21 protein-coding genes and 1 riboswitch are annotated in these 25,756 nt (G+C 52.5%); of the genes, 4 read left to right on the top strand and 17 right to left on the bottom strand.

All coding sequences use genetic code 11. The features are described from left to right. Positions 1-108: 108 nt before the first annotated feature. The 4 genes from DWY25_RS17250 to DWY25_RS17235 form a co-directional block, all read right to left on the bottom strand. The gene (locus tag DWY25_RS17250; protein WP_117896320.1) at positions 109-1,809 is read right to left on the bottom strand and encodes a phosphoenolpyruvate carboxykinase (ATP); all 1,701 of its coding nucleotides are present in this window, start codon (positions 1,807-1,809) and stop codon (positions 109-111) included. Positions 1,810-2,173: 364 nt separating this feature from the next. Further along, entirely contained in the window at positions 2,174-2,893 is a 720-nt protein-coding gene (locus DWY25_RS17245; RefSeq protein WP_117896318.1) for an RNA methyltransferase, read from the bottom strand. Beyond that, positions 2,890-4,107 (bottom strand): peptidase U32 family protein, encoded by a 1,218-nt coding sequence (locus DWY25_RS17240; protein ID WP_117896316.1) that lies wholly within the window; start codon positions 4,105-4,107, stop codon positions 2,890-2,892. The genes DWY25_RS17245 and DWY25_RS17240 overlap by 4 nt, the downstream gene beginning before the upstream one ends. Further along, positions 4,104-5,018 (bottom strand): peptidase U32 family protein, encoded by a 915-nt coding sequence (locus DWY25_RS17235; protein WP_117896314.1) that lies wholly within the window; start codon positions 5,016-5,018, stop codon positions 4,104-4,106. The genes DWY25_RS17240 and DWY25_RS17235 overlap by 4 nt, the downstream gene beginning before the upstream one ends. Positions 5,019-5,342: 324 nt before the next feature. On the opposite strand from DWY25_RS17235, the gene DWY25_RS17230 reads away from it, so the two are divergent. Then, positions 5,343-6,281 carry a calcium/sodium antiporter gene (locus DWY25_RS17230; RefSeq protein ID WP_117896312.1) on the top strand — a complete coding sequence of 313 codons (939 nt, stop codon included), beginning with the start codon at positions 5,343-5,345 and terminating at the stop codon, positions 6,279-6,281. Between the two features lie 43 nt (positions 6,282-6,324). Then, positions 6,325-6,421: riboswitch (THF riboswitch) on the top strand. 61 nt (positions 6,422-6,482) lie between these two features. Continuing rightward, positions 6,483-7,094 (top strand): folate family ECF transporter S component, encoded by a 612-nt coding sequence (locus DWY25_RS17225; protein WP_117896310.1) that lies wholly within the window; start codon positions 6,483-6,485, stop codon positions 7,092-7,094. Positions 7,095-7,296: 202 nt separating this feature from the next. Here DWY25_RS17225 and DWY25_RS17220 read toward each other — a convergent pair whose 3' ends face one another. From DWY25_RS17220 to DWY25_RS17190, 7 genes are all read right to left on the bottom strand, one after another. Beyond that, complete coding sequence (locus DWY25_RS17220; RefSeq protein ID WP_117896308.1) at positions 7,297-8,349, bottom strand: Rpn family recombination-promoting nuclease/putative transposase; 1,053 nt, start codon at positions 8,347-8,349, stop codon at positions 7,297-7,299. Between the two features lie 180 nt (positions 8,350-8,529). Further along, complete coding sequence (locus DWY25_RS17215; RefSeq protein WP_117896306.1) at positions 8,530-9,090, bottom strand: VanZ family protein; 561 nt, start codon at positions 9,088-9,090, stop codon at positions 8,530-8,532. Between the two features lie 145 nt (positions 9,091-9,235). After that, a complete protein-coding gene (locus DWY25_RS17210) occupies positions 9,236-10,405 on the bottom strand; it encodes a CapA family protein (RefSeq protein ID WP_117896304.1) in 1,170 nt (389 codons plus the stop codon). Between the two features lie 88 nt (positions 10,406-10,493). Then, positions 10,494-11,603, bottom strand: a complete 1,110-nt coding sequence (locus DWY25_RS17205) for a DUF362 domain-containing protein (RefSeq protein WP_117896302.1) — start codon at positions 11,601-11,603, stop codon at positions 10,494-10,496. Positions 11,604-11,628: 25 nt separating this feature from the next. Next, on the bottom strand, positions 11,629-12,795 hold the full coding sequence (locus tag DWY25_RS17200; RefSeq protein ID WP_117896300.1) for an amidohydrolase family protein: 1,167 nt from the start codon (positions 12,793-12,795) through the stop codon (positions 11,629-11,631). Continuing rightward, positions 12,795-13,931 carry an amidohydrolase family protein gene (locus DWY25_RS17195; protein ID WP_181981894.1) on the bottom strand — a complete coding sequence of 379 codons (1,137 nt, stop codon included), beginning with the start codon at positions 13,929-13,931 and terminating at the stop codon, positions 12,795-12,797. The genes DWY25_RS17200 and DWY25_RS17195 overlap by 1 nt, the downstream gene beginning before the upstream one ends. Before the next feature lie 216 nt (positions 13,932-14,147). Beyond that, a complete protein-coding gene (locus tag DWY25_RS17190; protein ID WP_117896296.1) occupies positions 14,148-16,136 on the bottom strand; it encodes an FAD-binding protein in 1,989 nt (662 codons plus the stop codon). Between the two features lie 91 nt (positions 16,137-16,227). Here DWY25_RS17190 and DWY25_RS17185 point away from each other — a divergent pair, with 91 nt between their 5' ends. After that, the gene (locus tag DWY25_RS17185) at positions 16,228-17,061 is read left to right on the top strand and encodes a MerR family transcriptional regulator (protein WP_117896294.1); all 834 of its coding nucleotides are present in this window, start codon (positions 16,228-16,230) and stop codon (positions 17,059-17,061) included. 102 nt (positions 17,062-17,163) lie between these two features. On the opposite strand, the gene DWY25_RS17180 is transcribed toward DWY25_RS17185, so the two are convergent. From DWY25_RS17180 to DWY25_RS17155, 6 genes are all read right to left on the bottom strand, one after another. Next, positions 17,164-17,940, bottom strand: a complete 777-nt coding sequence (locus DWY25_RS17180; RefSeq protein WP_147336716.1) for a hypothetical protein — start codon at positions 17,938-17,940, stop codon at positions 17,164-17,166. A gap of 11 nt (positions 17,941-17,951) precedes the next feature. Further along, positions 17,952-18,431: a PTS sugar transporter subunit IIA gene (locus tag DWY25_RS17175; protein ID WP_117896290.1), complete on the bottom strand. Its 480-nt coding sequence runs from the start codon at positions 18,429-18,431 to the stop codon at positions 17,952-17,954. A 5-nt stretch (positions 18,432-18,436) separates the two neighbouring features. After that, positions 18,437-19,639: an N-acetylglucosamine-6-phosphate deacetylase gene (gene nagA, locus DWY25_RS17170; protein WP_117896288.1), complete on the bottom strand. Its 1,203-nt coding sequence runs from the start codon at positions 19,637-19,639 to the stop codon at positions 18,437-18,439. Between the two features lie 3 nt (positions 19,640-19,642). After that, positions 19,643-20,977, bottom strand: a complete 1,335-nt coding sequence (locus DWY25_RS17165) for a family 4 glycosyl hydrolase (protein WP_117896286.1) — start codon at positions 20,975-20,977, stop codon at positions 19,643-19,645. Beyond that, positions 20,974-22,533, bottom strand: a complete 1,560-nt coding sequence (locus DWY25_RS17160) for a PTS transporter subunit EIIC (protein ID WP_006059804.1) — start codon at positions 22,531-22,533, stop codon at positions 20,974-20,976. Before DWY25_RS17160 ends, DWY25_RS17165 begins: the two co-directional genes overlap by 4 nt. A gap of 208 nt (positions 22,534-22,741) precedes the next feature. Continuing rightward, entirely contained in the window at positions 22,742-23,500 is a 759-nt protein-coding gene (locus tag DWY25_RS17155) for a MurR/RpiR family transcriptional regulator (RefSeq protein WP_117896284.1), read from the bottom strand. A 210-nt stretch (positions 23,501-23,710) separates the two neighbouring features. On the opposite strand from DWY25_RS17155, the gene DWY25_RS17150 reads away from it, so the two are divergent. Continuing rightward, positions 23,711-25,696 carry an alpha/beta hydrolase family protein gene (locus tag DWY25_RS17150; RefSeq protein ID WP_117896282.1) on the top strand — a complete coding sequence of 662 codons (1,986 nt, stop codon included), beginning with the start codon at positions 23,711-23,713 and terminating at the stop codon, positions 25,694-25,696. Positions 25,697-25,756: the final 60 nt, after the last annotated feature.

The following is a 25,756-nucleotide window of genomic DNA, read 5'->3' as shown; positions in this document are numbered from 1 at the left end:
ACCGCGCAACGGACTTTCACCGTCTAGTTATCACCCATGTCGGGTGTACTAAACAAAAAGCCGGACGAAAATCCGGCTTTTTAACTGTATTGTACGATGACAACCTGATTATTTCCCGCTGATTTTTGCCAACAGTTCTTTCGCCGCGATTTCCAGCGCGTTGCCGCCTTTTTCCGGCAAGCCCAGACCGGTGTAAATCTCGCCCAGGAAAATATGTTGATCCAGCAGCGCCGCAAACATCTGATCGATGATTTTCAGACATTCGGGCTGTTTCTGCATCGGCCCGAACGGATTGGCGAAGAAGGTGGTGGACAACCCTTTTTCCTGGGTTGTGCCCAAAGCGAACCGTTTCCCTTCAATAAACGTCTGAACTGCTTCTTCCTTACTGTCAAAAGCACGCAGGCCGCGCCGGTCGGTATAATTGTTGGCGTAAAGGAACAAGTCGACCTTCTGATCGGTAATGATCGTATCATACGGCGAAGCAGGAATAACAACGCGCGCATTGGCGCTCTCCGGGTTAAAGAAGATCGACCGGTCCATATCGCGGTAAGCGCTGCCTTTATCCAGATCATCCAGCCTGACAAACGCGCCGATTTCTGTACCCTGGGCGCGGATCTGCCCCTGTTCATCCAGATGCAGTGAGCCCATGTCGTCGAAGATGATCTCCCGGCTGACGATCACATCCTCGCTTAAATTGGTCAGCGCTTCGATCGTTTCCGATTTGCCTGCGCCGGAGTCGCCGATCATGATGACGCCTTTCTTCGTTCCATCCTGCAGCGTCAGATTGATCATCGCGCCGTGCAGCGGCAGCCAGCCTTTTTCAATCATCGCCAGATTGTGCAGCGTCAGGATCATCTTCTTTAAATAACCAAAGTATTCGATGACATCGGCATAGGATACCTTGCCGACCCACATTGCGTTTGCCTGGTCATGATAGAAAACCGTATCGTTCTGACCATCCGGATTGCCGAACAACAAAAGCAGATCCGGCTTGGCTCCAATGCAGTCCTCATCCGACGCCAGCTCGAACAGATTCGCCAGCGCCACCGCCCCGGCGGTAAAGTCGCGATGAAAATAAGTGTAGCACAACAGCGACCCGACTTTTAACGGAAAGCACATCCATTCCTCGTCACCCTTGACCCACTCGGCCATCGGGTTCGCGTCCACCTCGGTAAACATGCCCAAGCGCTTGTTGCTGCGAGGATGGATGATCAGCGGCGTGCGCATCATGATCGTATGCACAAACGGAATGTCACCCAGCTCGCGATGCCCCTCCGGCGCCGGCCATGGGTAATCGCGCAGCAGCAGGCTGGCGTTGGTTCCGGCCTGAAGCTGACGGTACACGCGGTTCTTCGACCCCTGGGTCTTCTGTTGGACCGTGCGGTAAAAATCAAGGATCATTTGATGGAACTTCGCGTCGGCTTCCATGAAATTCGCCAGCTGCAGCCCTTCCTCATTGCGCGTATAAATTATGGAATAGCGCTGCATATTCCGCCAGAAATGATAACAATCCTCAATCACTGCCAACATTTTCTGCCGCTCGCGGAAATAGGGGTGAGCGATTTCCTCAACCTCCAGCACCTGCATGACCTTTAACAGGCGGATCAGGTCTTTTTTGACTTCTTCGATCGGAAGTCCGCGCCGCAGCCATTCAAACAGCTGGGGATTGGTATGCGAACAATAATTGAAATACAAATCCAAAAACATTGAAAAACCTTCGCTCGACAACAGCTCCTCTGCCGTCGTGTAGTACGCTTTGGTGTAGTTGATCAACGCCATATTGCGTTTGAGATAAATCGCTTCTTTCATACCGGACCTCCTTCAACACCAGTCCATTATAGCACTTTCGATCAGAAATGAAAGATTTTTCTTCTACATTTTCATTTCTTTCATTTACTTTGTTATGTTTTCTTATGGTTTGTTTTTGTGTTTGCATAGCGGACGGACTGATTGTTCGTTATGATCTAAGCGGCAGGTCCGGCTTTGTCAAAGGAATAAGCTGCTTAACGCAAGCTTCTTACAACGTGTTCCGGGCGCGTAACCGCTCCGCTTTAGTCTATGCTTCGAATCGACGGACGGCACGTTTTTTAAGAAAACGCAAAAAAAGTCGGGCTCCAAAGCAACCCGGCTTGTTCCTGTCTATCTTGTCCGTTCCTTTCCACTCATGTCGAAATCAGCGGCGCTGGCGCACGACCTCAAAGCTGATCGCCGCCACAGCGCTTGTGCCGTTTAACGCGCTGCGCACCGGACGGGCATAGGGAATCACGATATTCTGATCACTCTGTTCCAGTACGTCGCGGCTCAGTCCCCGCAGTTCCCCGCCGATCGCCAGGACGATCGGCTGATTGAAATCGGCGTCAAAATAATCGATCGCGTCGCTGCGCTGCGCACAGTACAAGACACATCCCGCCTGACGGCATTGCCGGACGGCCGCGCCAAGATCTTCGCACAGACACCAGGCAAGCTGTTCGCTGGCCCCGGCACTGGATTTCACAATCGTCGGCTGGGCGGTCTGCCAATCCCGGCTGCCCATCAGCACGCCCGTACACCCGGCAGCGTACAGAGTGCGGAACGCATAGCCGAGGTTAAATGGATCCTCAATTCCCTCTAAGACTGCGATAAACGGCTGCGGAGCGTCCAGACATTCCTGCACGGATTGATAATTCCGATCCCCGGCCAGCGCTAAAATCCCGCCATGGGTACGCCCGAGAGCCTGTTGATCGATCTTCTCGCGCGGCCACCGTTCCACGGGGATTTGGCGCTGGGCAGCCTGGCGCAGAATAAACGCCGTATCCTTATCTTTCTTCTTCTGATCAACGACCAGCTTGATCACCGGCCGGCGGTCTGACATCATCACCGCTTTTACGCTCAGCGCGCCTTCAAACCAATTCATCTTCCTTGCTCCTTCCGGCGGATTAAATCGTAGGGATGCAAAACAGCCGGCGTGTTGATCCAGCAGCGCTGCATCGGCTTGTTGGCAACCTCGACGGCAGTTCCTTCCTCATCCGTCATCGTTTCTAAAACAAAAGTGGTATTTTCCAGATGCGGCCCGAAGGCTTCCAGCGCTTCGCCGAGCGCAAAGTGATTGCGGACCTCGATCAGCGCCTGCTTGCGGAGGGAATCGTAATCCAGCACCTGGGCCAGAAAATCATGCGTTACCCGTGAAGGTGCGTTGTCGTACAAATGATCCTGCGGACCAGGGATGCCTGCCAAAAAGCCCAGGCAGGCCGGCCGGTTTTCAGCCCGCATCAGTTCGCGCCGGGCTTCCAGAATTGCCGGCTGCGCGTCTTCTTCCGGGTGTTCCAGCAGCCAGTCGATCAGCTGCCGGTAAGCCCGGACGACGACCGCGATGTAATACGCCGATTTCATCCGTCCCTCAATCTTCAAGCTGGCCACGCCTGCGTCGATCATATCCCGGACATAATCGGCGGCCATCAGATCTTTCGACCCCATCGAAAACAACAGGTTGTCATCGCTCAGTTCTTGAGTTCCTTGATAAAGATGATAGCGCCAGCGGCAGGACTGGGCACAGCCGCCGCGGTTGGCGTCGCGCAGCGTCATCGCGTTGCTTAAGGTGCAGCGGCCGGAATAATTGACGCACATGCCGCCGTGGATAAACGTTTCGATCGGAACCTCGCTGTGCCCGCAGATCTGCCGGATCTGATCCATCGTGCATTCGCGGGCCAGCACAACCCGGTCCGCGCCCAGCCGCTGGTAAAACCGAACGGCTTGGGAATTGGTGCTGGACATCTGCGTGCTGAGATGAACCTCCAGCTTCGGTGCGACCGTTTTCACCCGCCGGACAATCGTGAGCGAAGCGACGATCACGGCATGCACACCGATGCTTTCCAGCTGCCGCAGATATTCGTCAAGACCGTCAAAGTCGTCTTCATGCGGAATGATATTGACCGTCACATGGACGTGCGCCCCATATTCGCGGGCAAACCGCACACCCTCGGCGATATCTTCCAGTTCAAAATTACTGGCGCGCGAACGCAGCGAAAACCGCTTGCCGCCCAGATACACGGCATCCGCACCGTAGCGGACCGCGGTTTTTAAACGCGCCAGATCGCCGGCGGGCGCTAACAGTTCAATCGTTTTTTTCATGCCGCGTCCTCCTTGGTTAAATTGGTCTTCTGTTCATAATAGCCGGAGCCGTAATTCAGATCGGGCCAGCGCTGTTCCAGCTGTTTTTTCAACTCCGCCGGATCCGCACCTTCCAGCACCGCCTCATAAGCTTTCCGGGCGTCGATCAATTCGTCGTCGCAGGAAAACAGACTGTCAAAGGCAAAGTGACAGATCCCGCTGGCCGCCAGCTGTGAAAGCTGATCCAGGGAACAGAGCGTACTTTCCATGTACACCGCCGCCCCTTCCGCTTCTTCCAGAACCGGCATTTTCCCCGTCCGGGTCGCTTCGATTAAATAGAGGTCGCGGCGGTGACGCAGATCGTCGACGGACTTGCCGATGACCTGTAAATAATTCGATACCAGCGGCCGGCGCGAATAGGCCATCACCTGCCGGCCATGAATCTGCAGTTCCAGTCTGGACCCGTCTGTTTTGCGCGCGATTTCCAAGATTTCCTCCAGCGTGATCTCCGCCGCCAGCACGACGCGGCCGACGCCCAGATCGAGCATCATCTGAAGATCCCGGGAATTGGTCATCAGGGTATCCGGAGCGTAGATCAAGCGGTCTTGGAATCCCAGCTTCTCCGCGGCCAGAAAAACCGCCGGATCCATATACACAATGCCCTCGGGATTCCAGATCTGAATTTGTTGAAGCCAGGCTTCCATCTCGGGAAGCTCCTCCTCCATCCACAGGCGGTTGAAAACAATCTCCCGCCGAAGTCCAGCTTGTTGGCAGCGGTTAAGGATATCCTCAGCTTCCGCTTTGGAAAAGAGCCGGGCGGAGCGGACGGAACAACCCTCGATACCGATCCGGATCGTTGTGATCCCACTTTTTTGCATATTTTCCAGCGACGATGCCTGCTGCAGCGCCGCAATCCAATTGATTTGTTTCATGTTGTTGTACCGTTCCTTTCTGTAACCAGGACAGCTTGCGCTTTAATTATACGGGCAGGGTCTGAAAAGTCAATCATTCCGCAGGTTTATACAGGTTTTCATGACGATTTAACGATTGACGGCCGGCGTCCTTTTTGTTAGAATATTCAAGATTGATAAGGGAGTAGTCACCGCAGAAAATCTGCGTTGCTAAGTCAACAACATGACGGAATTTCTTCGTCTGGCTTAGAGGTAATTGACAAGACTTGTCTGACGCTTAAAGCAAAGCGTAAGGCAGGTCTTCTTTTTTTATCGAAACTTATGAAATGAAAGAGGAGATAGACTATGAGTATTGAAGTCGCAGTCATTTTATTCATCGCCGGGGTCATTCTGGTCGTCAAGGGCGGCGACCTGTTTGTCGACGCCGCCAGCTGGATCGCGAAAGCCTCCGGCATTCCTTCCTTTATTGTCGGCGCGACGATTGTCAGTCTGGCCACCACCCTGCCGGAGATGATCGTTTCCGTGCTGGCGGCGCTGCAGGGGAAAACGGAAATGGCGATCGGGAACGCCGTCGGTTCCGTAACCGCCAACACCGGATTGATTCTGGCCGTCGCGATGATTTTCATGCCGATCGTAATCCAGCGGAAGGATTACGTCAAACATTGCGGGCTGTTGATCGCTGCCGCGGCGGTGCTGCTGGGATTCAGCTTATCGGGGGCCTTGAGTTTAGCCGGCAGTCTGATTCTGATCGTGATCTTCCTGATCTCCATGGCGGAAAATGTCCGCAATGCGATGAAGCAGCAGGAAGACGGCGAGCGAATCCAGACAACCCGCAAAGAAACCGGACGGCGGATCGTGATGTTTTTATTCGGAGCGTTAGGCATTGTCGCGGGATCGCAGCTGCTGGTCAACAGCGGCAGTGCGCTGGCGGCTTTCTTCGGCGTACCGGAGCGGATCGTAGCGGTCACGATGATCGCGATCGGAACTTCGCTGCCGGAGCTGGTCACCACGATCACCGCGATTGTCAAAAAAGAATCGAGCTTGTCCATCGGCAATCTGATCGGCGCCAATATCCTTGATCTGACCTTGATCCTTCCGGTTTGTTCCTTTGTTTCCGGGCAGGCCCTGCCGGTTTCCGCGCAGAGTCTGGCGCTGGATATGCCGGCTTGTCTGTTGATCACCCTGCTGGCGCTGCTGCCGTTGCTTTTCAAAGAGAAGGGATCGAAAATGCAGGGCCTCAGCTTAATTTTAGGGTACTCGCTGTATCTGTTCTTCGTTCTCTAAATTTCATTTGACATCCGGACACTTTCGGGGTATATTCTTCACAAACAGAGTAGGTTCCTGCGCGTTAAGTGCTTTCTGAACGGGGAGTTGTCAGAAGGACGAAAAGGTTTCTTGCGGTGCAGGTTCCGCATCCCGCTGACCCGAAAATCGAAGGCATGACCTTCTCTTTTACCTGTCAGAGGGAAAAGAGGAGGTTTTTTTATGGCTCAGTTTTCCAAAGCTCTCTTTTCTCATCCGTTTTCCCGCGCTTACTGGAAAGAAGCGTCCGCGGAAACGCGGCGTGTCCGGATTCTCGCGATTGCCGCCTTGTGCATGGCCTTAAAAATGGCCATCGCTTCGTTCAGGATTCCGGTGGCCGACAATCTCTATGTTTATTTTACCTACCTGATCACCGCTGTGCAATGTGCCGTTTGCGGCCCGGTCGTCGGCGTCCTTTGCGGCGGAATCGGCGATCTCATCGAATTCGCAATTCATCCTAACGGACCGTTTTTCCCAGGCTACACCTTATCGAGCATGGCGGGCGCTTTGATTTTTGCTTTATTTCTTTACCGGACAAAAATCACAGTGCTGAAGCTGGCGCTCAGCCGCTTTCTGATCAATTTGTTCGTCAATGTCGGGCTGGGCTCCTTATGGAGCTACATGTTATATTCCAAGGGTTATCTGTATTATTTTGCCAAGAGTCTAGTGAAAAACACGATCATGCTTCCGATTGAGATTGGATTGTTAGTGTTGTTCTTCCGGATGTTAATTCCATTTCTGGAAGGGAAAAACTGGATCGCGCCGCAGGGAGAAAAGAAATTACCCTGGTGGTAAACTAAATTCATCGTCTGTGTAATCTAAGTTTTGCAATAAACAAGTTGCTGGAAGAAAAACTAAACACTGGCTGGCCAAAGTTAAAGTCGACTTTGCCTGCCAGTGTTTTACATTGGAATAATGATTTCACTTTAAATCAGGATCAATCGCTGGAAGCTATACCTGCTTGATCTCGTAAGATACCAGAACATCGAAAAGCAGATCAGCTGCAAGCCCTCTCATCAAAACTGTCTGCGCCGTTCCATGACATCAGACAGTCAGAATGACGAATCATCTTCATTGCAATCTGCTCCTCCGTGTAATCCGGATGTTCTTCCCTGATTTTCAGAATCATTCGAATGCGAGCTTCTTCTTCCTCTAACATGTCCGCGATTTCAGCAGCCCGCATTCCCTTCTTCGCTTTTTTCAGTGCAATTGCTACAAGATTCAACAGTACGCCTTGATCCTTACCTTGCTCTATCCCTTGCTTTAAAGCTCGTTCTCTGGCTTTCTTCACGGCTCGTTCCCGTTCCTCACGGATCTCTGAATTCCGCATCATTTCTCTGTCCAGCCGCTTTGTTTCCCACATGTACTCGATCATACTCATCGGAATCTCCATCATTTTCTCCACCGCCCTTCTGCATCCTTCGTCGATCGCCATGATCGCTTGAATCCACGCCGCTTTGTCCGGATCACCGGCGAATTTTAATACGATGCGCCACCGGTCCAGCGGCGTTAAATCCTGGACTGGAATCCGTTGTAAGCGTTCCACTCCTGCTAATTCAATAATACTCACTTGAATGTGCTTTGTCAAGGTTCTTCCTGTTTTCTCTCCAACTAAATAAAACACATCGCTGCTCACCTCCGGATCGTCAAAAAAGCGGAAATTCGTGATCATGATCACGCGCACCGGCCGCAGTTCCCGATAATCCTTTCCCTTTGTTCTCTGCCCGGAAAGCAGCCGCGATAAATAGAAAACAATGCGGATTCCCTGTTCCTCGGGATTCCCGTTTCGCTGGATTTCCAGATCAAAATAAATCTTCTCGTTGATCACGCCGCAGATATCATAACGAATTGCTTTGTCGTCAGGATGCCCTGCTTTTTTCTCACCGGGCAACAACCGTACTTTTCTAAAATCAGGATCAATCGCATGAAAAAAACTCGACAGACAGACCTCATCTTCAGGATCGCCGATCACCGCTTTAAAGACCCAGTCGTCCATTAAAGAAATCGTTCTTCTCTTTAGTTTTTTCCGTTCTCGTAGATCGATGGACATTCACCCACCTCCTCTACTTGTTAATATTGCGGTAATTTCAAAAAAGCCTTCCTCTTTTTCATGAAAATTCACTTTTTTTCGACAAAATCGCAAAATTATTTGTAACTATTTTCAAGATTTAATCCAGGTTGCTGGAAAGGATCTTAAAACCAGCTAAATCAGAATGATTAACTCAGGAACTTATTCATTTGTTTCTTTCTGCGCAAAAAAGCTTCTAATCTTTCTGAATCCCAATCCGCTGAATTGAAACAAAACAAATCCTAAAACCGCGCCGAAACTGTTCATCAGCACATCGTCAACATCCGCGATCCGCCCAATCAGGAACTGGATGACCTCAATTGTGAGCGAGCATCCTGCGCCAAAGATAAGAATTCTTCTCCAATTCCTGAACTGAGGAAAAGCCGTGGCAATTAAAAACCCGCCGGGCATAAACATCAGAATATTCGCGAGTTCTTGCCTTATCATAAGTGTAAGGTAAAATCCGTTCACTTTCCCGCTTTGAAACGCTCCGGCAATCTCACCAATTCCTTGAAAAGGGATCAGATTCCAGTTATGGAACCGCTCCGCTGAATACGGCCCATTGAGCGTCGCCGAGAAAACAAAGAATAACCAGGCTCCCGTCCCCAGCAGTAGGCTCACTCTTTTCAGCTTGAAATTCATCCTAGAAACAAACCCGGCGCAAAAAAATACGAGGAACGCACTTCCCGCCAACCATAAGCCGATCCCTGAAAACAGATTCATAAAACTCCCCCCTTGCGCAGCGAACGCCGCATCCTTCAATTTCCATCTAAAGAAAACAGATCCTTCAAATTACCTCGAAGGATCCGTGCTGGTTCTGATACTTCACGCTTATTTCAGCGCTGACGCTTTCCGCCTGTTCGTCCGATCACAATCCGCCCAGTTGGCTTACCGCACCGCCGTCGGTCACAATCTTGCCATATTGATCGTAAACACCCCAGACGTCCTTCAGCTCGCTTTCTTCAATTTCATCAAAGAATTTCAGCTTGAATTGATGATATCCCGGAGTGTATTGCGTATAAACAAGATCTGCCCGCGGCGCACTCAGCTGGATATGACTCTGACCCTCGAAGGTCGTTTTCGTGATCGTCACGCCCGCTAACAAGCCTACCCGCTTAAACGTTCCATCCTGAGCGGAAATCAGATTTCCCAACGAATAGATACAGAGTGTATCGTCGATCCATTCGATCGGCTGAACGACATGCGGATGACTGCCGATGATGATATCGACGCCCAGATCCGCCAACAGCTGCGCTAAACGCCGCTGCTCCGCAGTCGGCTCGTGCGTGTATTCCTCGCCCCAGTGCATCGCGACCATCAGCACGTCGACTTCCCCGCGGGCCTTGGCGATGTCTTCCGCCAACATTTCATCCGTATAGACATTGACCAGATATTCCTTGCCTTCCGGCACTGGAATTCCGTTAGTTCCATAGGTATAGGACAACAGCGTATACCGGATTCCATTGATTTCCCGGACTCGCAGCTCCTCCCGGTCGTCAAACGAGCTGTACGATCCGGCGGTCAGCGCATTTTGGTTTGACCAGTAGTCCAGCGAATTCAGGATCGCCTGTTCACCCCGGTCGAGCGTGTGATTGTTCGCCAGAGAAACAAGGTTAAACCCCAGATCCATCATTGTATCACCGAACTCCTGCGGCGAGTTAAAGCAAGGATAGGTCGACAAGCCCAATTCCGTGCCGCCTAGAATCGTTTCCTGGTTATAATACTTCAAATCATAATGATCCAGAACGCGGTTCAGCGTGCTCATCATCTCGGTAAAATCGTAATTGCCCTCGGCTGTCTTGGCATCGGTATAAACCGCCCCGTGAAGCAGCGCGTCGCCCGCCATAATCAGCTCGGCTTTCTCCACAACCGGTGTCGGCTGCGGGGTCGCCGCCGGCGGCGTGACCGCGACCTGCACCTCTCCGTTTTTAGGTTTCTGCAGCGTAATCACGGCCAGCACCATCAATAAAGTCCCCACCAAGATCAACAGAGCGATTACCGTGCGCATCAGATTTTTCATCGTTTGTTTCTGATTCATAACTTCTCTCCCATTCGCTGGTCTTATTATACCTTTTTTTCATACCCGGCTCGCGTTTTTCACCGACAATTAAGATTTTTGTAAGGTTTTACCGCTTTAATTGAACAACATGCGCCGGGCAGACCTCCTGGCAGCAGTAACAGCGAATGCAGCGGCGGCGGTCGACGACCGCCTTGTGATCGGCCAGCGTGATCGCCTGAACCGGACAATCCCGCACACATTCCCCGCACCCCAGACAACGCGCGGCATCCGGCTTGGGATAGGGTGCAAAATGCCTCCGCAGCGCGGCAAGCGGCGAGGGGATCAGCTGGATCAGTCCCTTCATCGTTTCCGGCAGCCGGAAATCATGACGGATCAACGACTCCCACGCCTCTTCAGGAGCGATCAGTTCGATCGCTTCGGGATCGACCAGTCCCAGCTTCACCGCTTCCCGATGGATCGGCGTCTGATCCGGATCAATCCCCAGCAGGGTTAACGCGCCGTAGTCCAGCGCAAACGGATCCAGCGCTGCTAACAGCCGCTGTCCGTCATACCGGTCGCCGCTGCTGGGGCCATTGCCCTGCATGCCTTCCACCGCGTCCATAACGCAGAGCTGCGGTTTGACATGCGCGCAGAATTGACACAGAAACCGGCAGAACGATTCGCGCTGAGGAAAGCGGGCGTGCATCTGAGCTTTCACCAAGCCCGGAATGACGCCGAACATATTCTTTACCGCGCCGCTGGCGACCGTATAGCTGTGACTCTTAAACTTGCAGCAGTCAATGATCAAATCGGCTTGCGCCACGCATTCCAGAACCGGCACCGGTTCGCTGCCGGCGCGCAGCCCGCTGTCGACGCTGCCGAGATTCTCATTTAGCCGGCAGCCTTCTTCCTGAGCCAGCGCCCGCAATCCTGTTTTCTGATACACCAGCTGGATGGAATCCGGCGTAAACCGCCCGGCCGGACTGTCGGCCAGCGTCACGTTTCCCCCATGCCGATGAACATAGCGAATGACTGCGCGCAGGACCTCCGGATGTGTCGTCGTGAATTCCTCCGGCGTTTTCGCCGACAACAGATTCGGCTTGATCAACACGCTCATGCCTGGCTGAATCAGCGTATCCGCACCGATGGCCGTCATTAACAAATCCAGCTTTTTTCCGATAAGAGCCTGATCATAACCAGCGCAGCGCACGGCCGCGACTTTTTGTTTTCCGCTCATTTTCCTCACCTCATAAGAAAAGGGCTTAACAGCCCTTGCTTTGGTACACCACTTCGCCGTTGACCAGCGTCGTCTTCACGACCGCCGCCGGATCCAGCGTCGGTATTCCGTCAAACAGCGCGATATCGGCGTCCTTGCCCACTTCCAGCGAGCCGATCCGCTGATCGCAGCCAATGATTTTCGCCGGATTGATCGTCAGCATCGCGATCGCCCGTTCGACCGGCGCCCCATAGCGCACGACCTCGCCGGCCTGTTCGACGATCAGCCACGGATGATAGACCGGACCATCCGTCATAATCGCGCACAGCACGCCGCGCCGGTCCATTTCAACCACGCTGTCGATATCGATTTTAATCGACTCGCCGAACCCTTTGGCCACGGCAATCGGACCGAAGATCACCGGGCAGCCGGCGGCCACGATCGGTTCCATATAATCCGAAGCGCCCCACGCATGATCGAGCGTGAATTCAAAATTGAATTCCTTCGCCAGTTCGATCACGGTGATCATATCAAACTGCGTGCAGTGCATCTTGACCGGCATTTCATGCCGCAGCACCTTCGCTCCGTTTTCCATCGCAGGATCCCATTTCGGCATTTTTGCCGGATCGTTCTGCGCTTCTTCCTGTTTCTTCATGTATTCCTGAACGTCGCGGAAATACTGACGCAGCACGCTGGCCACGCCCATCCGCGTCATCGGCATCTGATTGCGCTTGCCATAGACGCCCTTTGGATTGCCGCCCATCGCCGCTTTCAGCGCCACATGCCGGTTCACGCACATTGACTCAACTGTGCCCTGCCCCGCGCTTTTCACCGCGCAGACCACACCGCCGATCACATTGCCGCTGCCCGGAGCAATCGCGCTGCAGGTTACCCCGGCAGCCAGCGCTTCCTTAAAGGAACGCGACAGCGGATCGATCCCGTCGAACACTTCAACTTCGGCAGTGACGTTCCTGACCATTTCATTGACATCCTGCGCTCCGGTCGCGATCTCAAAGCCGCCGATATGACTATGCGCGTCGACAATGCCCGGAATGGCAGTCAGTCCCGCCGCGTCGATGACCTCGGCGTCTTCGCAGTCCAGCTGTTCGCCGATCGCCGCGATCTTGCCATTTTCAATTAAAATATCGCCTTTTTCCAGCGTGCCCTGCGGCCCCATCGTAAAGATTCTGGCTCCGCGGATCCATCGTTTCATCACGCTTGTTCCCCCTTTACTATTTCCCCGGAAATAACGACAATTTCCGGCAGGGCGCGGAAGGTTTCCAGCGGATTTCCCGACCAGATCACAATGTCGGCATCCTTGCCCTCAGTCAGACTCCCGATCCGATCCTCCACGCCTAACAACTGCGCCGGAACGCTTGTCAGCATTTTCAGCACATCCTCGCTGGACAGACTTGCGCCTAAACGCCGCGCCTGCGCCATCAGGCCGTGCGCGTTCCACATCAGGATCTCCCGGCCCGGCGAAACCGCGTCGCCAAACGCGCTTAACGCCACCGGCTTGCCTGCTTCAATCAGGGAAAACAGCGCGGCATAGTTCACCGCCGCATTGTACTTGTTAAACCCATCGGTCAGATCGCCCAGGATCAGACCGCAATCCTTGTCCAGCAGACTTTCATCCAGCTGATACATATTCGCCAGCACCAGCTTGACCGGTTTGTTTTCAAACAGTTTCAGGACTGCGTCGGCCTCCGCTTTCGTGTTGCAGCTTAAGATCAGCGGCAGCTTGCCTTCCAGCACCGGCTTAAACGCCTGAACCTTCGGATCCTTCCGGTCTTCTTCTTTCTCTGAACCGCATTTCGCGATCAATTCACGCAGGGCGGAAAAGATCCCCATTTTTGTCATCGGAGCGCTGTTGCGCGGACCATAGGTCTGCTTTACCTTCTCATCGACCGACCCCTTCATCGCGGCGTTCGCCTTGACGCACATCGCCTCTGTCGTCCGGCCATACGCCTTGAACACCGCCGCGCTGCCGCCGAGAACATTGTTATTGCTTGCAGCGACGCCCGCCGCCGTAATGCCGTAGCCCCACAGCTCCTGGTACATCATACTGTCGGGATCAAACGCGTAAACGACATCCAGCTGCGGCGTCAGCGGATCGCTCGTTTCATCGTTGTCGCGCGCCTGCCCGCGCCCGGCCGCTGTGCCCCAGCCGCTTAACGGATCGATCCAGCCCGGCATGACGCACTTTCCTTCCGCATCGATCACCTGCGCCCCCGGTGCCTTCAGATTCTGTCCGATCTGAACAATCTTGCCCGCGTCGATCAAAATATCTGTTTTAGCCAAAATCCGGCCTGTACCGTCATGGACGGTTCCCTTTTGGATTAAGATCAAATGATTACCCCCATTCTTTTTTATGCCTGTTTCCATTATAATGATTTCTTCCGCACTTTCCTAGTCCGCGATGAAGTTTTTAAGCGGAAATGCCCGCCGGTCATCCCGTTCGTTAGAAATCAGCCTTTTCGTTCCCTTCTTCACTGCCGGAATTGCCGCCGGCGTTGCGCAATTAAAAAGCAAGGCTGAAACAGCCTTGCCCGACCTTGCGGTAAATTAAGCTTCGTCAACACCCGCGATAACTTTAGCGACCTTCATGCCGTAGGTCAGCGTGCGTCCGCAGGCAATGCCCGGCATCAGGCATGGATAGTTGTTGGCGAACATTCCGCCTGAAGCGTCGCCGATTACATACAAACCGTCGATCACCTCGTTGTTCTGATCCAGGGCCTGGCCCTTGCCGTTGATCATAATGCCCTGCTCTGTCGTCAGCAACGAAGCACCCAGCCAGAAGCCGTAGAACGGCGCCGTGTTCAGGCGGGAGAGGCGTGACGCTGGTTTTCCGAAGTCATCGTCGCTGCCTTTGGCCGCCAGCTCGTCATAACGCGCGCAGGTCGCGACGAAATTCGTGAGCGCTTCGCCTTCCATGCCCAGCTTCGCGCCCAGTTCTTCCAGCGTATCCGCCTTGAAAGCCAGTCCTTCTTCGACATACTTGTCCAGCGCTTCCTGCTGACCTTTTGGATTCGCACGGGTCTGAGCTGAACAGCCGATCGTATGGAAACGGTCGACCTGGTCCGCCCAGTCCGCCGCTAAAATTGAAGCGTAAACATGACCCGGCTGCTGCGCCGCGGCGTAAACCATATCATTGTAAGGCCCGGATTCATTCGTGAAACGCAGACCGTTGCGGTTTACTTTCAGGAACGGCTGAGTTCCCAGATTAAACTGCCGCACAGTTCCCGGGAAGACCCGGTCGCCCGATTCAACCTTGACCAAACCGGCGTCAACGCCCGGTTTAACGATTCCCCGGTCAAACAACATCGGAGCTGGTTCTTCCTGAAGCTTGGCGCCGATCCAGCAGGCCGCCTTAATGCCCATGCCTTTATCCTGCGGAGCATAGCTGCAGGCGGTCGTTACGCTGGTGCCTAACGGATCCAGCTGTTCCATCATGTCCGGATTTCCCGGGTAGCCGCCCGTGGCGATGACGACATTCTGCGCCTTGATGCGGATGTAGGCGTCTGTCAGATTATTCTGAGCGATGATACCGATGATTTTTCCATTTTCATCCCGCTCAATTTTTACCAGATCCGTGCTGTAATAAATAACGGCGTCGGAATGATCCGCAATGTATTCCGCAAGCATGTCATTCCGTGATTTTTCACGTCCCCAGACATGTTCCTGTTCCGGGAACATATAGCCGTCGCGGCAATCTTCCGGCCAGTAGGCTTCCTCACCGGCAGTAAACGTGCATTTTGATTCCGGATTATACTGCGCATACAGCTCGTCGATAAAATCAGACATTTCAGCGGATTCATTAATCCAGGTATTCAGCACTTCCTTGGAGTTTTTACCGGAAGCGTAACGGGAAACCTCACGCTTCAGACGATTGATATCCATCTGAACGCCCGCCGCCTGCGCATGCTTGGAGCCGATCGCGCCATACCAGTGACGGGTATCGCCGTTGGTCGGCAGGGTTTCAATGATCGCGAATTTCAAGCCCAGCTTGGCCGCAACTGCACCGCACATTAAGCCGCCGTTGCCCGCGCCGACGATGACAGTCCCGGTTTCGACTGTTTCCGAAACCTCCGGCGTATCCGGTTCTGTGCCTAACCAGTCGACCACTTCCTTGGTCTGTCTAGTTTCATCCACAACCGTCACGTCGATTTCACCCTTCGCCTGTGCGATACAGTTTTTCAGCGCTTTCGCGACGGCATTGGACGTAACGGTCGCGCCGGTGACCGCGTCGAATTCAGGAGACTGTGCTTCTAAAGCACGTTTCACCAGTTCTTCAGCGGCTGCCTGTCCGATCGACGGTGTTTCACCGGACAGATCCAGAACGATATCCGTGATTTTCTCCGCATCAAAGGTTGCGGTTACCTTAATGGTCGCCATCCCCGTAGCAGTCGCGGAATAGGTGCCCGGCGTATAAGTCCCGGTTTTCGCGCTATTCCCCGTTGTTGAGCAGCCTCCCAGAAGTCCCGCTGCCGTCATGCCGGCAACGCCGAGAGCGGCTGTTTTCAAAAAGTCTCTTCGTGTGATATTTTTTGCCATGATTATCCCTCCAATCCTGGATGATAAAACTCGGTGTAACACCGAGTCAAGAGTACTTTGCGAAAAAATGATCTTATGCTAAAATAAATTCATGAAAAAATATAAAATCGGGGAATTTTCCAAATATCTTGGCGTAACCGCCGACTTCGTAAAATATTATGAGCAGCTGAACGTGGTCTCGGCTGAGAAGACAACGGTTCCCAAGCGCTATGCCTTTCATAATGCCGGACGGGTAATTGAATGTCTGCGGTTAAAAAGCTGCGGCTTTCATTCACGGGAGATCCGGCAGATCTTCGCTTCGGTCTCCAGCGATGAATTGATGACGATGATGCAGGAAAACGCTGATCAGCTGAAAAAAGAGATGATGCAGAAACAGGTTTCTTATCAGGGACATCAGGCGTTAGCGGCCTGGGCGGCGAGGACCAAGGACAATCCCGCACCCTATGAATATCTTGAGCTGCCGGCGCATTATTTCCTTCACCACACAGATTATGACAATTTTGTGGAAGATCCCGCAGTGTATCAGGCTCTGCCTTCCTGGATGGAATGGATGCCAGCCGTGAAATCAGCGCGCAGGCTGCGGTTCGCTCATGACCCGGCGGGGCCGGTACTGCATGATAAGCAATGGGGCTTCATCGTCGAAAAGAGTTTTGCCGAACAATACGGCCTGACGATCAACGAAGCCTGCCTGATGGTTCCTGCTCAGCGGGTGTTCTGTTACCGGCTTTACAACACCCCGACGCATCCCGATCCTGCTCTCGCTTTGCAGGATGCGCTGCGTGCGGCGAACGAAAACAACGTGAACATCACCGGCGAAGTGATTCAGGATATCCTGCTGCGCTACAATGATCATGGGGTTAACCGATGCTGGAGCAACGTGTATTTTCTGCTTTCGCAATCAATCCTGGCAAATAAAGGGATTTAAGGCCGAAAATTTCCATCCCTGCAATTATGAAAAAAGATCCTGTTCGCCAAGCTTTGCGGCAGGATCTTTTTTCATTGTTGAGGATCACAGATTCAGTAAAAGCTAAGCCTGCTGAGCAGAAGAACGCCGTTTCAAGTAATACGTTCCATACGTCATTCCTGACACGATTGCGATATAACTGACAACCAGCTGCATGCCAACGCTTTGAATCAGATAACTGAGATTCGTTGAGAAATAAGGATCGATCAGCGCTTCCGTAATTTCCGGCGCACTTTTCAGCACAGCGTCGATCTGCGGAGCGTAAACAAACACATTGAGCGCGTACACCGCCAGACTTCCCAGCAAGATCAGCATTATCGTTTTTAAAACGATGTGCAAGATCAGTTTTCTGGATTGAAAAAACAGCTTCGCCCCGCCTTTCAGCGCCTGCCACGCGCTTTGATGCGTTTCAATCATTGAAAACAGCGTCAGATGATTGATGCAGTTAAGAAAGATCACGCTTAACGCCAGCAGTGCCGGCAGGACAAGAAGTACCGCGCCCAGATGAATCATCGCCTGAAGCGCGAAGACGCCGGCGGCCAGAATCACGGCATATATGCCAAACAACGGCAATAAGGCTTTGAAATATTTTGCGAACTGACTGAAATCACGGTACGAATACGGTTCGTTCCGCAGCGCTTTCAGCATCACCCAATCCAAGCCGAACAGAAAAACCAGATTGATCGCCAGCGTAGTTCCCAGCGGAATCAGATTGTCGTTAAACTGCTGAGCCGCCAGCGAGATCAGCGAGCACAATAGAGCCGTAACCACACAATACTTCATCAAGGCCAGCCGGTGCCTGGCGATCGCGCTCCGGGCGGATTCCAAAACGAGGTTCATTTCGTCCTGGTTCATGCCGTGATCGCAAGAAAATCTTTTTCCTGCGACTGCACGACGCCTTCTTTCAGCAGGCGGATTTTGCGGCTGTTGGCATTGACGACAAGAATCGGACAAACCATGGAAACCTTATGCTTTTTAAAGAATTCCAAGTCAACGTCGACCAGCGGATCGCCCGGATTTACCCGCTGATCTAAGACAACATGCACCGCAAAGCCTTCGCCTTTGAAATTCACGGTGTCTAATCCCAGATGGATCAGATATTCATTGCGGTCATCCGCCTTGATGCCGATCGCATGGCCGGTCGGAAAGACCGCGACAATCTTGCCCGCCACGGGCGATAATACCTTGCCCTCCAACATTTCCAGCGCAAACCCATCCCCCATCGACTTACTTGAGAACACCGGATCCGGCACTTCGTCCAGCGTCATGATCCGACCCTTAAACGGAGCGGCGAAATCCACCGGTTTCGGTTTGAACAGATTCTTAAACATCAACTTCACTCCTCACTTTTATACAATTTTCCCATACAGTAGGTTGCCTGAATTTCAAAAGCATCGTTGACGACGAGGATATCAGCGTCCTTGCCTGCTTCCAGACTCCCCTTGCGGTCATCCACGCCGATATAGCGCGCCGGATTTTCCGCCGTGATCTTCATGATCTCATGAACGGACGGATGGACGTTGGCGATCAGGTTGCGGATCGATTTGATATAGCTCAGCTCCAGGTTCCGCACCGCCTTGTAATCATGAATATCGACATGTTCCTCGCTGCCGTCGTCATTGCGCAGAATCAGTTCGTCGCCGTTGGGAATAAACGTCTGCTTCCGGATATAATGATACTTTTCTTTCTTCGTCAGCGCAATCCCGCCGCAGTCCGTCGTCATGATAATTTTATCCTTGCTTTTCAAACGCCAGGTCAGCGCGAACACTTCCGGCCGCACGGTCATGCCGGTCTGTTTTGCGAATTCGCAGTTCAGGTCGTCGAAGTACAACGCCGCGCCGGCCACGCCCGGCTCCCGGTGATGCAGCCCGCGCATGCCGCTGAACATGTGGGTTACGCCGCCTAAGCCATATTCCTTCAGATCCCGGATGCAGTCGAAGGTTGCCGCGCTGTGGCCGATATTGATCTGAATGTGATGGGCATGGCAGAACTGGATCAACTCTTTCGCTCCCGGAAGCTCCGGCGCCAGCGTCATCAGACGGATGATCTGCGGGTGGGACTGAGCGTCCATGAACCGCCGCATGATCGCCATGTCCGGATCAATGCAGCAGTCTTCCCGCTGCATGCCCTTGTACTCCTTATTGATAAACGGGCCTTCCAGATGAACGCCCAGCAGCGTCGCGCCGTCGTCTTTCTGATGATCGACAACCCAGCTGGCATTTTTGATGCCCTCGACCAGGTCCTCGACCGGTTCCGCGCCGGAGGTCGCCAGGAAACTCGTCACCCCTTCATACGGCAGGTTCTTTTTCATTTCCTGTATTGAATGGACGGATTTATCGTTGTTGAAGCTGCCGGTGCCCCAGCCGTGGATATGCTGATCGATAAAACCCGGGATAAGCAGATGATCGCCATAATCAATAACCTCGGCGCCGGCCGGCACTTCCGCAGAGAAGCCCCGGATGACCTCACCCGCTACTTCCAGATAACCGCTGCGGCAGATCTGATGAGGAAAGTAAATTCTTGTTGATTTTAAATACATCGTTTAATCCCTCTTTTCCAATGTCCAGTAATCTTGATTAACCTCCATGAGATCGTCCAGCACCGCCTTCGCTTTATCAAAATCATTGACGGTCCGGTTCAGCGTCAGCGCCTGCAGCGCCTTGGTATAATCTTTTTCCATCCAGGCTTCGCAAGTCAGTTCTTCATAAGCGTATTGATTCTCCATCAAACCTTTATAGAACGTTTTCACAGGGCCGTACGGAATTCCCCGCACGCCGTCTTTTCCCAGGGTTCCGGCGACTTCCACGACGGCTTCCGCGGGGAAGTTGTCAATCAGTCCTGTGTTGCGCGTCATCACGATGAATTCCTGATTTAAGTCATAGGCGATCGATTCTGCCACCTCGACCATCATTGAACCGAACACCGGCGAAGTCAGCACCGGAATCTCGCCCAGCTCGTTTTTTCCCCGGGCCAGCGCACAGACGTCCCAGACTTCTTTTTCCCGGGTCAGGATCGTTTCATCAGCACGGGTGAACTGCGGATCGCTTTCCTTCACGATCTCGTCCGCATAGAAATAATATTGCAGATACGTCGTCGGGATATATTCTGAAACACAGTTCATCATCTTGTTGACGCGCAGATAGGTATCCAACCAGGATTTTGTACGCTGTTCCGCATTGTAAGGCTTAAAGTCGTGATTCATCAGGTAATCGCGCAGCGTATCAAAATAGTCATGGCCTTCCGTATCATAGAGCGCGGTGAACCAGCCGAAATGGTTTAATCCGAAATACCGGGCCCGCAGCGTTTTAACGTCGACGTTGAGGATCTTGGCAAAGCTGACCATCATCGAATACGGCTGATCGCACATATTGATCAGGCGATGATCGTCAGGATATAACCGGTCCAGCGCCAGACCGACGATGGCCGCCGGATTGGTGTAATTCAGAATCCAGGTTTCTTTGGAATACTTGCGGACGCAGTCGACCATTTCCTTCATCCCGCCGATTGAACGCATGCCGTAGGCGAAACCGCCCGGGCCGCAGGTTTCCTGGCCGACCAGACCATATTTCAGCGGAATCTTTTCATCATACGAACGCATCGTGTTCTGACCGACCCGCATCTGGCAGAAAACAAAGTCGCAGGCACAATAAGCCTCGTCCATATCGCCGGTCACCACGACCTCGGTTTCCGGGGAAAAGGTATGCAGCAGCAAACGGCAGTAATCTTCAATTTTGCCGAAGCGATTCAGGTCCTTATCAAAAAAGATGACTTTCTTTACCGGGAAACGGTCTTTCATCTGCATCAGCGTCCCGATCAAGGCCGGAGTCCGGCAGCTGCCGGCTCCGGAAATTGTTATCGTGTGCGGTGTTCTCTTCATGCGTGCCGCCCCAATTCATCGTCGACCGCATTGCGGACAAATTCGACTAATGGTCCGAAAACAATGTGAATATGCTTGGTTGTCGGGAAGAAGATTCCAGCGCACCCGGATTTTTTCAACAGATCTTTGTCGATCTTCTTGTTGTCGTTGATGTCAATCCGCAAGCGGGTAATACAGTTGTCCACCGTGCCGATATTGGACGGACCGCCCAGGGCCTCGATCACAATCTTCGCGATTTCATCGTACCGCTTTTCCCGGATCAGTACGTTATCCGCGGAAGGTTCGTCTTCCCGTCCCGGCGTCTTGACGTCAAACTTGACGATCCACCATTTGAACAGGAAATAATAGATGAAGAAGCTGATCACGCCGACGATCACAATATTGATCCAGTGGGAATTTTTCATCATGACGCCGAAGATCACGAAGTCGAAAACAGTGCCGCGGATATAACCGACCGCCGTTCCCATAAAGTAGAGGGCTAACGAGCCGAGAGTTCCGATCAGCGCGTAGATGACATACAGTGCCGGCGCGATGAACAGGAACGTAAATTCCAGCGGTTCGGTCACATTGCCCAGCGCCGCCGTCAGAACTGAGGTCAGAATTAAGGATTTCGCCAGCGCTTTGTTCTCCGGATAAGCGGTCTTGTACATCGCTAAGCCGATCGCCGGGAAAACGAACATCGTTCTGACCATCTGGTTCTGCGCGCCAAAGCGGGTCAGCTCCGGCATCAGCGCCCAGTACTCGCTTTCCGGTCCAAGGTTAAACAGGATTTCATTCATCGCATCAAGATAGCCGATATAGGTCTGGCCATTGATCACATAGGTGCCGCCAGCTTCCGTGAAGCGCAGCATCGCATTCCAGACGTGATGCAGACCGAACGGAATCATCATCCGGTTGACAAAGCCTGACAGCACCGGTCCGAGAATCTTATGCAGAAGCAGGCCGGACAAGCTGCTGCAGAAAGCGATAAAATATTGCCAGAAGAACGGCAGAATCAGACCGATGACGATCGTCACGCCCATGGAGATTAACGGAACCGATTTCTTGCCGGAGAAGAAGGCAAACGCGATCGGCAGTTCCAGATTATAGAATTTATCGGAAGCCCAGGCAGCGACCAGACCGGCAATGATTCCGCCTAAAACGTTGACGTTTAACGTCTGCATGCCTAAGACCATCGCCTGACCGCCGACGGCGATATTGCCTTCGGTGATCAGCTGCCCTGAAGCTGACAGCCAGATTTTCATCGTAATCAAAAGAATCAGATACGCCATGACAGACGAGAAGACCGCGATTCCCTTATCGCGTTTCGCCATGCCGTAGGCGACACCCATCGCAAACATAATCGGAATGTTGCCGAAGATCAAATCGGAAATCTGACGGATGCTGGTAAAGATCAGTTTGACTGTTGGATTGCCCAGAAAGGGCAGCAGATCGATCATGTACGACTGGGTAAAGGCCGCGGATAAGCCAAGCAGTAAGCCCACCGGCGCCATAACCCCGATCGGCAGCAGCAGTGATCGACCGAAACGTTGAATCTGCTCACTATACTTTTTCATAGCAGTTCCTCCCTGCTTACTAAATTACTCGAGATTGAAAGCGATTTCAATAAAATCACCGGTTATTTCCGACAGTCTTTTTTACCCTGGTCATCAAAAATGACCGCAGTCACAAATCATGGGATAAAGCTTACATCCTGAAAAACAAACAAAGAAAAACGCGAAGATCTCCGCGCTTAAAACAATTAAAAATTAGACCTTTGCTATCTTAAAACCCACTTCTATGCGATTTCTGCTGCTCAACCTGAACATAATGAACTAACAAATCCACGACCGCGAACATCCCGATCCGCGTTACGATATCATCGATCTTGGTATCCGTCGTACTGGAAGAACAATACAAGGCTAAATCGCCGTATTGTACCAGCGGGCTGTTGGAAAAGGCGGTGAGCGTGATCAGCGCGTTGCCGTAGGCTTTGACGATCTTCGCCGTTTCCACAATGATCGGTGTTTTCCCGGAAAGCGAAATCGCGATCAGCACTTCTTCATGCGTCATCTGACGGGCGATGATATTCAGCAGATTGTAATCCGGGATATTGATGCATTTGACATTGAGCGTCAGCAGCAGGTGCTCAAGATAATTACCGACCGCCTTGGACGTTCCGCGGGAAATCACATAAACACATTGCGAGTTCACGATTGACTGGGCAGCCTGCCGCATATTCTCCGGTTTGTTGAGCTGCATCGTTTTTGTCACATTGCCGGTGATTTCAGCCTCCACCGTTTCCACACTGGCTGCCGGCCCCGTTTCTTTCGCGCGGTTTTTCAGGAAAAAACGCAGATCGTTATAGCCTTCAAAGCCCAGCTTCTGCGACATATTGATCACCACGGTTTTGGAAACGCCGCATTGATCCGCCAGCTTCCGGCATGTCATCTTCTGAATTGTCTGCGGATGGTCCAGAATGTAGTGCAGCAAACTCCGCTCACTGCCTGTCAGCAAATCATAATTATTGGAATAGAAATCCATTTCAGGTTCCCCCCTTGCCGGATATGAGCAGATTTATTATAACACGAGATGAAATGGACGAAACAGCCGGATCTGCCAACAAACCAAAGAGGCTTTATTTTTTCCAGCCTGATCGTTTTCGAACTTTCAAAATTTCATGCTTCTTCTTGTCATTTGTCCGTCATTGTCCAACAGCTTGTGATAGAATAGTCGATAGATGGGAGAGAAAGCATGAAAAAAGTACAGATTCAAGATTTTATTGATTATCGCTATCTGGGCAGCCTGCAGGTCAGCCCTGATCAACAGCACGCCGTGTTCACCGTGATCACGGGGGATCAAGACGCCGACAAGTATCCCGGCAACCTGTGGCTGCTGGATCTGGCCACGCGCGAAACACGCCAGTTAACTTCCGGCAACGAAGAAAAGAAAGCGATCTGGTGGAACGACGACACGATCGTATTCACCGGCTGCCGCGATCCGAAGCTGAAAGAGAAAACCACGGACGGCGAAAGCATGACGGTCTTCTACAAGCTGAACATTCACGGCGGGGAAGCCGTAGAATGGTTCCGTCTGGCGATGCCGGTCGGCAGCTTCCAGAAGGTAAACGACAATCAGCTGATTTTGTCGGTCGCCTACCGCGCGGACGGCATGAACGATTTTGAATGCCAAACCGAAGAAGAAAAAAAACAATGGAAAAAAGAACGCGAATCGCACAAGGATTACGAATGGTTCGATGAAATTCCATTCTGGGCCAACGGTCAGGGCATCACCAACATGAAGCGCACCCGCCTCTATCTGCTGGATCTGGATACCCAGACGACAACGGCGATTTCCGAACCGTCCGCCAACGCCTCGATCGCGCACATTCAGGACAACAAGCTGCTTTATATCAGCAATCCGATGGACTCCGTCCGGGAAATTCCAAGCTCGCTGCATCAGTTCGACTGCACGACAAAAAAAGATCTGACGCTGATTCCGGATCATGAGGTCAACGTCAGCTGGGCTTTCTATATCAATCACAAGATCATCGCCGCGATCTCGGATTTCAAGGAATATGGTCTGCATCAGCATGCCACGTTGTTTGTCGTTGAGGAAGATCAGCAGCGCACCCGTTTGGTGCATTACGATAATTCCTACGGCGCTTCGCTCGGCTCCGACTGCATCCAGCAGTTCGGCACCGCGGTCAAAGCGTACAAAGACAAGATTTATTTCAGTTGCACTGACGAAAACGACGGCTGTCTGAAATGCTTCGATGAACATGGTCAGCTGCAGCGGCTGTCCGGCTATCATGGCGGAATCGAGGACTTCGAGGTCACGGACAAGGGGATCGTCTTCATCGGTCTGCGCGATCAGAAGCTGCAGGAGATCTACTTCCTGCAGAATGAAGCGGAAACGCAGCTGACGCATTTCAACAGCGAGTATCATGCGGCTACCGCGGTTTCCCCGATTGAAAAAATTGAGTTCTACAACGACGGCATCCGTCACGAAGGTTTCGTAATTAAACCTGCGGACTTTGATATCAACAAGAAATATCCGGGCATTCTGGAAATCCATGGCGGACCGAAAGGAACCTTTGGTCCGGTTATCAATCATGAAATGCAGGTCTTCGCCGCCAACGGCTACTTCGTCTTCTACTGCAATCCGCGCGGCTCTGATTCCCGCGGCAATGCCTTCGCCGATATCCGCGGACGCTTCGGGAAAGAGGATTACAGCGATCTGATGGCCTTTACCGACGCGGTGCTGGCGCAGTATCCGCAGCTGGACGGCGAACGTTTGGGCGTAACCGGCAGCAGCTACGGCGGATATATGAGCAACTGGATCATTACGCAGACCGACCGGTTTAAGGCGGCGATCCCGGAAGCTTCCATTTCCAACTATGTCACGAAGTTCTTATGCACCGATATCGGCTTCACCTACAACATGGACAACCAGGCCGCGACCCCGTGGTCCGACGTCGCACTGGTGTGGGAACAGTCGCCGCTGAAATATGCCGACCGCGTCAAAACACCGACGATGTTCATTCATTCCGATCAGGATTACCGCTGCTGGATCGCCGAGCCGATCCAAATGTTCTACGCGTTAAAGCTGCACGGCGTGGAAACCCGGTTCCTGTTGTTCCATGGCGAACATCATGGACTGCCGATCTTCGGCAAGCCGTCGCACCGCATTCAGCGCTTGGCCGCGATGGTCGAATGGTTCGATAAGCACTGTAAATAAATAAACGAAGGGGCTGTGACAAATCAGGAAAATAAGAAAAAACCATAAGCTCACAGCCAT

The sequence above is a fragment of the Holdemania filiformis genome, assembly GCF_003459085.1.
Taxonomy (GTDB): domain Bacteria; phylum Bacillota_I; class Bacilli_A; order Erysipelotrichales; family Erysipelotrichaceae; genus Holdemania; species Holdemania filiformis.
Note: the sequence above shows the minus strand (reverse complement) of the source record. Positions and strands in the feature narration are given on the sequence as shown.

Bases quoted from the DNA above. Each gene is read 5' to 3' on its own strand.
- DWY25_RS17200 (WP_117896300.1), bottom strand. From the start codon at position 12,795: ATGAAACGATGGATCCGCGGAGCCAGAATCTTTACGATGGGGCCGCAG.
- DWY25_RS17225 (WP_117896310.1), top strand. From the start codon at position 6,483: ATGGCTCAGTTTTCCAAAGCTCTCTTTTCTCATCCGTTTTCCCGCGCT.
- nagA (WP_117896288.1), bottom strand. From the start codon at position 19,639: ATGTATTTAAAATCAACAAGAATTTACTTTCCTCATCAGATCTGCCGC.
- DWY25_RS17240 (WP_117896316.1), bottom strand. From the start codon at position 4,107: ATGAAAAAAACGATTGAACTGTTAGCGCCCGCCGGCGATCTGGCGCGT.
- DWY25_RS17165 (WP_117896286.1), bottom strand. From the start codon at position 20,977: ATGAAGAGAACACCGCACACGATAACAATTTCCGGAGCCGGCAGCTGC.
- DWY25_RS17150 (WP_117896282.1), top strand. From the start codon at position 23,711: ATGAAAAAAGTACAGATTCAAGATTTTATTGATTATCGCTATCTGGGC.
- DWY25_RS17160 (WP_006059804.1), bottom strand. From the start codon at position 22,533: ATGAAAAAGTATAGTGAGCAGATTCAACGTTTCGGTCGATCACTGCTG.
- DWY25_RS17250 (WP_117896320.1), bottom strand. From the start codon at position 1,809: ATGAAAGAAGCGATTTATCTCAAACGCAATATGGCGTTGATCAACTAC.
- DWY25_RS17215 (WP_117896306.1), bottom strand. From the start codon at position 9,090: ATGAATCTGTTTTCAGGGATCGGCTTATGGTTGGCGGGAAGTGCGTTC.
- DWY25_RS17185 (WP_117896294.1), top strand. From the start codon at position 16,228: ATGAAAAAATATAAAATCGGGGAATTTTCCAAATATCTTGGCGTAACC.
- DWY25_RS17205 (WP_117896302.1), bottom strand. From the start codon at position 11,603: ATGAGCGGAAAACAAAAAGTCGCGGCCGTGCGCTGCGCTGGTTATGAT.
- DWY25_RS17235 (WP_117896314.1), bottom strand. From the start codon at position 5,018: ATGAAACAAATCAATTGGATTGCGGCGCTGCAGCAGGCATCGTCGCTG.
- DWY25_RS17175 (WP_117896290.1), bottom strand. From the start codon at position 18,431: ATGTTTAAGAATCTGTTCAAACCGAAACCGGTGGATTTCGCCGCTCCG.
- DWY25_RS17190 (WP_117896296.1), bottom strand. From the start codon at position 16,136: ATGGCAAAAAATATCACACGAAGAGACTTTTTGAAAACAGCCGCTCTC.
- DWY25_RS17230 (WP_117896312.1), top strand. From the start codon at position 5,343: ATGAGTATTGAAGTCGCAGTCATTTTATTCATCGCCGGGGTCATTCTG.
- DWY25_RS17220 (WP_117896308.1), bottom strand. From the start codon at position 8,349: ATGTCCATCGATCTACGAGAACGGAAAAAACTAAAGAGAAGAACGATT.
- DWY25_RS17245 (WP_117896318.1), bottom strand. From the start codon at position 2,893: ATGAATTGGTTTGAAGGCGCGCTGAGCGTAAAAGCGGTGATGATGTCA.
- DWY25_RS17180 (WP_147336716.1), bottom strand. From the start codon at position 17,940: ATGAACCTCGTTTTGGAATCCGCCCGGAGCGCGATCGCCAGGCACCGG.
- DWY25_RS17210 (WP_117896304.1), bottom strand. From the start codon at position 10,405: ATGAATCAGAAACAAACGATGAAAAATCTGATGCGCACGGTAATCGCT.
- DWY25_RS17155 (WP_117896284.1), bottom strand. From the start codon at position 23,500: ATGGATTTCTATTCCAATAATTATGATTTGCTGACAGGCAGTGAGCGG.